Here is a 5,929-nt window from a genome sequence, read left to right on the forward strand (position 1 = left end):
GGTCCGTCCGGGCTGGGCCGCCACTGACGGGCGGTGCGCTGCCCTGGCTGCCCGGGGCGGCTGGCGCAGCGTAGTTCCCGCCGGACAGGCCAGGCAGCTCTTCAGCCGCTGATGGCTGGGCGGCTGCAGCGGATTCCGCCTGCGCAGCAGGTGCAGCGCCCTTGGAAAAGGCGAATTGCTCCTGAATGAAGGAGCTGCTGCCCTTCCCGCCGACCGTTTCCCTGCCGGGGCGGGGAATCAGGTTCTGGCCGAGCAGCACCTTGCGCAGCTCCTGCTCCACAAAGGCGTACAGCTCAGTCTCCTTGCTGAAGCGCACCTCCAGCTTCGCCGGATGCACGTTGACATCGACAAGCGAAGGATGCATATCCAGCTTGAGCACCAGCAGCGGATAGCGGTTAATCGGCAGCAGCGTGTGATACGCGCGCAGGATCGCCGCATTCAGCCCGTTGCTGCGGATATAACGTCCGCCGACGATGGTCGTTACCGCGTTCCGGTTGGAGCGGGTCCATTCCGGACGGCTGATGTATCCGGTGATCTTATAATCGGGATCTTCCGCGCTAACCGGCAGCATCGCCTTGGCCGCAGACGTGCCGTAGACGGCTGCAATGACCTGAAGCAGATCACCGTTGCCGAGTGTATGCAGCAGCTGGTTGCCGTTATGGTGCAGCGTAAAGGAAATATCAGGGTGCGCCAGCGCCATCCGGTACATCGCATCCGATATATGCCCGAGCTCGGTCTGAATACTCTTCATATACTTCAGCCTTGCCGGAGTATTGTAAAACAATTCACGCACAGCCATATCACTGCCTTTGCCGGCAGGCTGATCTTCATTGGCAATCAGCCGGCCGCCTTCAATCGCGATCTGCCGGCCCTTGCCGTCTTCGCCGCTGGCTGTAAGCAGTGTAACCTTCGACACCGCCGCGATACTGGGCAGTGCCTCGCCCCGGAAGCCGAGGCTCGTAATCTGGAACAGGTCGCGTCCGCTGGCAATCTTGCTGGTAGCATGGCGGTAGAACGCCGTCTCGCAATCCTCCGCTTCAATGCCCGAGCCGTTGTCCTTAACGCGGATGCTCTGCAGGCCGCCCTCTTCCACGGTGACCTCTATGCGGGTGCTGCCGGCATCAATGGCGTTCTCCACCAGCTCCTTTACGACGGAAGCCGGCCGCTCCACGACTTCCCCGGCAGCAATCTGGTTGGCAATATGCTCGTCCAGCACATGAATTTTGGCCATGGTTCATTCACCTCGCGGGAATAATATAAATTACTTTTTCAAAAGTATGGTCGATGGGTCTCCCGGCCTACGCTGCAGAAACATAGCAAAGTGGAGATAACCAGCACAGTCGGGAAAATCAGCCCCTTGAAAGTCTATATAACGTCTCCTGGCAGCTGCCGCTAATATTATAATCCTTTAGCCTTCTGTTTCAGCTCGTTCAGCAGGCTCATCGCCTGCAGCGGAGTCATATTCATCAGGTCCGCGGCCTGGACGGCTGCGACCAGCTCCTTAAGTACAGGATTCTCCTTCGCTGCCGATGCAGCTGCCGGTGCAGCCGCCGGCTCAGCACCGCCCTTGCGGCCTTTTCGCGGCTCTTCTTCCCCAAAAATCGATAGCTGAACCACTTCCTGGTCCGCGCTGTCCTCAAAGGAAGCCAGCGAGACTGCAGACTCGGCATAGGCAGTGCCGCCCGACAGGACGGAAACCGCCGCCGGATGGGAAAGGCCTGGAGACTGAAGCTGTTGCGCAGGCACAGCCTGTCCGATATCCGGCTGGCCGGCTGGCTCCCGGCCCTCTCTGAGCTCACTGCCGGAGCCGCTGCCTTCACCGCCGGTGCCGTAGTTCAGCGCTGTACTGCCCGGAGGCGCGGCCTGCTCTATGCTCTGAAGCAATCCGTAAGCACGGTCGATGATCCCCTCCGGAAGGCCGGCAAGCCGGGCGCAATAAATACCGTAGCTGCTGTCTGCCGCTCCCGGCACCAGCTTGCGCAGGAAATTGACCTTGTCTCCGCTCTCCTGGACAGCCATAGAATAATTTCGCAGTCCTTTCAAGCTCTGTTCCAGGTGGGCCAGCTCATGAAAATGTGTCGAGACCAGCGCCTTGCAGGCAATCGTATCATGCACATACTCAATAACCGCCTGAGCGATGGCCATCCCTTCGCTGGTCGAGGTTCCCCGGCCCAGCTCGTCGATGATAATCAGACTGCGGGCAGTGGCCTTCTCGGTCATGACCTGAATATCGGCCATTTCCACCATAAAGGTGCTCTGGCCGCCGATCAGGTCATCCGCCGCACCGATCCGCGTGAAGATCCGGTCAATCAGCGGCACTTCTGCACTCGATGCCGGAACAAAGCAGCCGATCTGTGCCAGAATACAGATCAGGGCCACCTGGCGCATATAGGTACTTTTGCCCGCCATGTTCGGTCCGGTAATCAGCAAAATATTCCCGTCATCCCTGGTAAGCGTACTGCCGTTAGCCATAAAGCTGGAATCTTTCAGCACCGCCTCCACGACAGGATGGCGTCCGCCCTCGAGCCGCAGGTCATAGCCGTCAGACAGCTTCGGCTTGACGAACCGGTGCTCGGCGCTGACTGCAGCAAGGCACTGGTATACATCGATCTCCGCCACCTTCTCGGCGAGCGCCTGCAGGCGGGGAATCTGGGCCGCAATCCGGTCGCGCAGCTCGATAAAGAGGGTGTACTCGATATCCGTCATTTTATCCTCGGCTTCCAGAATCAGGGCTTCCTTCTCCTTCAGCTCAGGCGTAACAAAACGCTCGGCATTCGCCAGCGTCTGCTTGCGTTCATACCGGCCTTCCGGCAGAGCAGACAAATTGGAACGGGTAACTTCTATATAATAGCCGAATACTTTGTTGAAGCCGATCTTCAGCGACTTGACGCCTGTGGCAGCACGTTCCTTCGCTTCAAGCTCCGCCAGCCACTGCTTGCCGTTGGTACTGGCCACACGCAGCTCATCCAGCCGTTCATGGTAGCCGGTGCGGATAATGTTGCCGTCGCGCACGGATACCGGCGGATCATCCACAATGGCCTGATCAATATCGTCGCACAGTTCGGCGCATACATCCATAGAACCGGCAATTTCCCGCAGTGTTGTGGAGCCGGACGCCAGACACATCTCCTTCAGCGCCGGAATCTGCTGCAGGGACAGCTTCAGGGCGTTCATGTCGCGGCCGTTGGCGCTGCCGAAGGCAATCCGTCCGACCAGCCGCTCCAGATCATAAATTTCTTTGAGCGCCCCGCGCAGATCCTCGCGGACAATGAACTGGTTGTACAAGTAGTCGACAGCCTCAAGCCGCCGCTCAATCGGAGCTCGTTGCAGCAGCGGCTTGTCGATTCTGCGGCGCAGCAGCCGGCCGCCCATCGAGGTTTCGGTGCGGTCGAGCAGCCAGAGCAGAGAGCCCTTCTTCGAACGTTCGCGCACCGTCTCGGTCAGCTCCAGATTGCGGCGGGTGAACGGGTCGAGAATCATGTAATTACCCGGCTCATACGGTGAAATCTGGCTCAGCTGTCCAAGTGAACGGCGCTGCGTTTCACTTAAATAAGAGATCAGGAGCGCCAGACAGCTGCCCCGTTCCTTCTCCAGCCGGACCCAGGCTGCTTCGCCGAACTGGCGGCGGGCCAATTCCTCGTCTCTTTTATCCCAAGGAGTGTACACAACCGGCTTGGCCAGCAGCGAAGCCTCGCTGCGCAGCTGTTCCAGCAGCTTCGCATCCCCGATAATTTCCGCCGGCTCATAAATGCCAATCTCATCGCGCAGCCACTCCGCACTGGACAGCACAGAGGTGACATACAGCTCACCTGTGGTAAGGTCGCAGGCCGAGAGTGCGGTCATCCCGTCATCTTCCGTAACGCAGACGAGGTAGTTATTGCTTTTGTCCGAAATAATCTTCCCGTCCATGACGGTACCCGGTGTAACCACACGAACAATATCACGCCGCACCATGCCCTTGGTCACTGCCGGGTCATCAAGCTGCTCGCAGATCGCGACCTTGTAGCCTTTTTCAATCAGACGCTGTATGTAACCTTCGGCCGCATGATAGGGTACTCCGCACATCGGAATTTTCTCATCGCCCCCGCCCTGCCGGCCGGTTAATGTTATCTCAAGCTCCTTCGAGGCGAGGATCGCATCGTCGAAGAACATTTCATAGAAATCACCCAGCCGGAAAAAAAGGAAGGCATCCTTCGCCCCTTCCTTTACCTTCAGGTACTGCTCCATCATCGGCGTATATTTAGCCATTGTTAACCTCCATGCCATTTCTCTAGTACTCTCTATTATAGCAGAAACTCATAGAGCAAAGTTACTCCCCTTGCACATAGGAAGAAACAGGCGTTCTCTCCAAATGCGGACAGCTCCCTCTGATATAAAATACAGCTGCAATATCTCCCTTGTATAATGTAAGATTAGGAACAAACGTCAATTATACACGCTAGGGGGACTAATATGATACGCAGACTGTACGAGACTGACCGGGAACGGCTGATGGAGCTGACAGGCCGTAAACCGTCTATCAATCTGTTTATTATCGGGGATGTGGAAAACTTCGGATTCGAGCAGGAATTTATGGAGCTGTGGGGGGAATCTGATACGCTGGAAGGGCCTCTGAGGGCAGTAATGCTGCGTTTTTACAGCAGTTATCTTACTTATGCGGAAGGAGATTTTGATACAGAGGGTTTTGCAGAACTGATCCGTAAAGACACCGGGGCCGAGATGCTCTCGGGCGATGCTGGAGTTGTGCATGCTTTCAGGGGCTTGATTCCGGCCCGTGAGGACAAGCAGATGCTGTTCGCTGAGCTAAAGGAAATGAACGGGCAGCTCCGCTCGCAAGCGGCTGGCCCGCATATCATCCGCAAAGCGACGGCTGAGGATGTCGAAGCCATCTGCACGCTCACCGATCAGATCGAAGAATTCGCGGCCAGCACTACCGATTCGCGGAAAAGCCTGCGCAAAGCGCTGGAAAGCAAGACCGGACGCACGTTTTTCGCCGAGCAGGACGGCAAAGTCATCGCCTCAGCCTCGACCACTGCCGAAAATTCCCTGTCGGCCATGATTGTCGGTGTCGCCACCCATCCGCAGCATAGAGGCCAAGGGCTGGCAACGCGCCTAACAGCTGAGCTGTGCAGCGATCTGCTGGCTGAAGGGAAATCCCTGTGCCTGTTCTATAACAATCCGCAAGCAGGCCAGATCTACAAAAAGCTGGGCTTCACGGACATCGGTACCTGGGCGATGATGTATCTGGAAAAGCAAAGTTAAAAGCGGTTCCCTATGCCCAGGACCGGCAGCAGCCCGGAATCAGAGTGCCGCCGGAAATCAGGTTAAGGATCAGATACCTGTGGTCTTGATACAAGGCCACCGCCAGGCTCAGCCTGACTTTATCCCGGCCCCTGCCTTGCTCAGCCACAGTCCGCGGATGTCCCGCGACTCATCCCAGGTCCGCTCCCGGGCTATATAGCCCAGGAGCGGTTCGATGTAAGGCGCTGCCTGCGCATAGCCGGGCAGCATCCGCAGCTGCGCCTGCAGCGGGATGAAGGCTGCGCGCAGCGGGGTTTTGTCGCCGCTGTAATAGGCGGCATGAAGGTCCTCCCGGTCGAGCGGGCGCAGCGTAAGGTCTTCGTAGCGGCTCACGATCAGGTGAGCCAGGAAGACCGCGCCTTTGGCGATGACGGGGAGACGAGGAAGCTCGGCAGGGTCCGGTATTCAAAGCCGCCATGCGGCTGAATCCGGAAATCGCCTAGCACGCCGTACCGCGGACGCCGCGCGGCAGCTCTGGCGTCCTCCAGCAGCATCAGCGGCAGCGCGAGGTAGTTGTCGAGCGCGCGCAGCAGCGGCGCCGTCAGCGTTACGCCGCTGAAGTGCAGGTGGCCGCCGAGGGCCCAGCCCGGCAGCGGCATGCCTCCCGCCCGCAAGCTCAGCGAGCGGT

Annotated in this window: 4 protein-coding genes and 1 pseudogene; 1 reads left to right on the forward strand and 4 read right to left on the reverse strand. The window is 58.3% G+C overall.

Annotation, left to right across the window (positions count from 1 at the left end):
• Together mutL and mutS are read right to left on the reverse strand one after the other, a co-directional pair.
• Positions 1-1,231 (reverse strand): DNA mismatch repair endonuclease MutL (mutL, locus tag AWJ19_RS07520; RefSeq protein WP_128083531.1); only part of this gene is annotated, 1,231 nt, incomplete at its 3' end.
• A 167-nt stretch (positions 1,232-1,398) separates the two neighbouring features.
• A complete protein-coding gene (gene mutS / locus AWJ19_RS07525) occupies positions 1,399-4,248 on the reverse strand; it encodes a DNA mismatch repair protein MutS (RefSeq protein ID WP_068722612.1) in 2,850 nt (949 codons plus the stop codon).
• A 204-nt stretch (positions 4,249-4,452) separates the two neighbouring features.
• Here mutS and AWJ19_RS07530 point away from each other — a divergent pair, with 204 nt between their 5' ends.
• The gene (locus AWJ19_RS07530) at positions 4,453-5,262 is read left to right on the forward strand and encodes a GNAT family N-acetyltransferase (protein ID WP_068722614.1); all 810 of its coding nucleotides are present in this window, start codon (positions 4,453-4,455) and stop codon (positions 5,260-5,262) included.
• Positions 5,263-5,370: 108 nt separating this feature from the next.
• Here AWJ19_RS07530 and AWJ19_RS36345 read toward each other — a convergent pair whose 3' ends face one another.
• Positions 5,371-5,634, reverse strand: coding sequence for a hypothetical protein (locus AWJ19_RS36345; RefSeq protein WP_068722616.1), 264 nt, complete (start codon positions 5,632-5,634; stop codon positions 5,371-5,373).
• A gap of 2 nt (positions 5,635-5,636) precedes the next feature.
• Positions 5,637-5,929 (reverse strand): annotated as a pseudogene (locus AWJ19_RS36350) (hypothetical protein); the annotation flags it as partial.

Source organism: Paenibacillus sp. DMB5 (assembly GCF_001517085.1).
Lineage (GTDB): Bacteria > Bacillota > Bacilli > Paenibacillales > Paenibacillaceae > Paenibacillus_AQ.

Coding starts and splice junctions, on each gene's coding strand:
- AWJ19_RS07530 (WP_068722614.1), top strand. CDS start 4,453: ATGATACGCAGACTGTACGAGACTGACCGGGAACGGCTGATGGAGCTG.
- mutS (WP_068722612.1), bottom strand. CDS start 4,248: ATGGCTAAATATACGCCGATGATGGAGCAGTACCTGAAGGTAAAGGAA.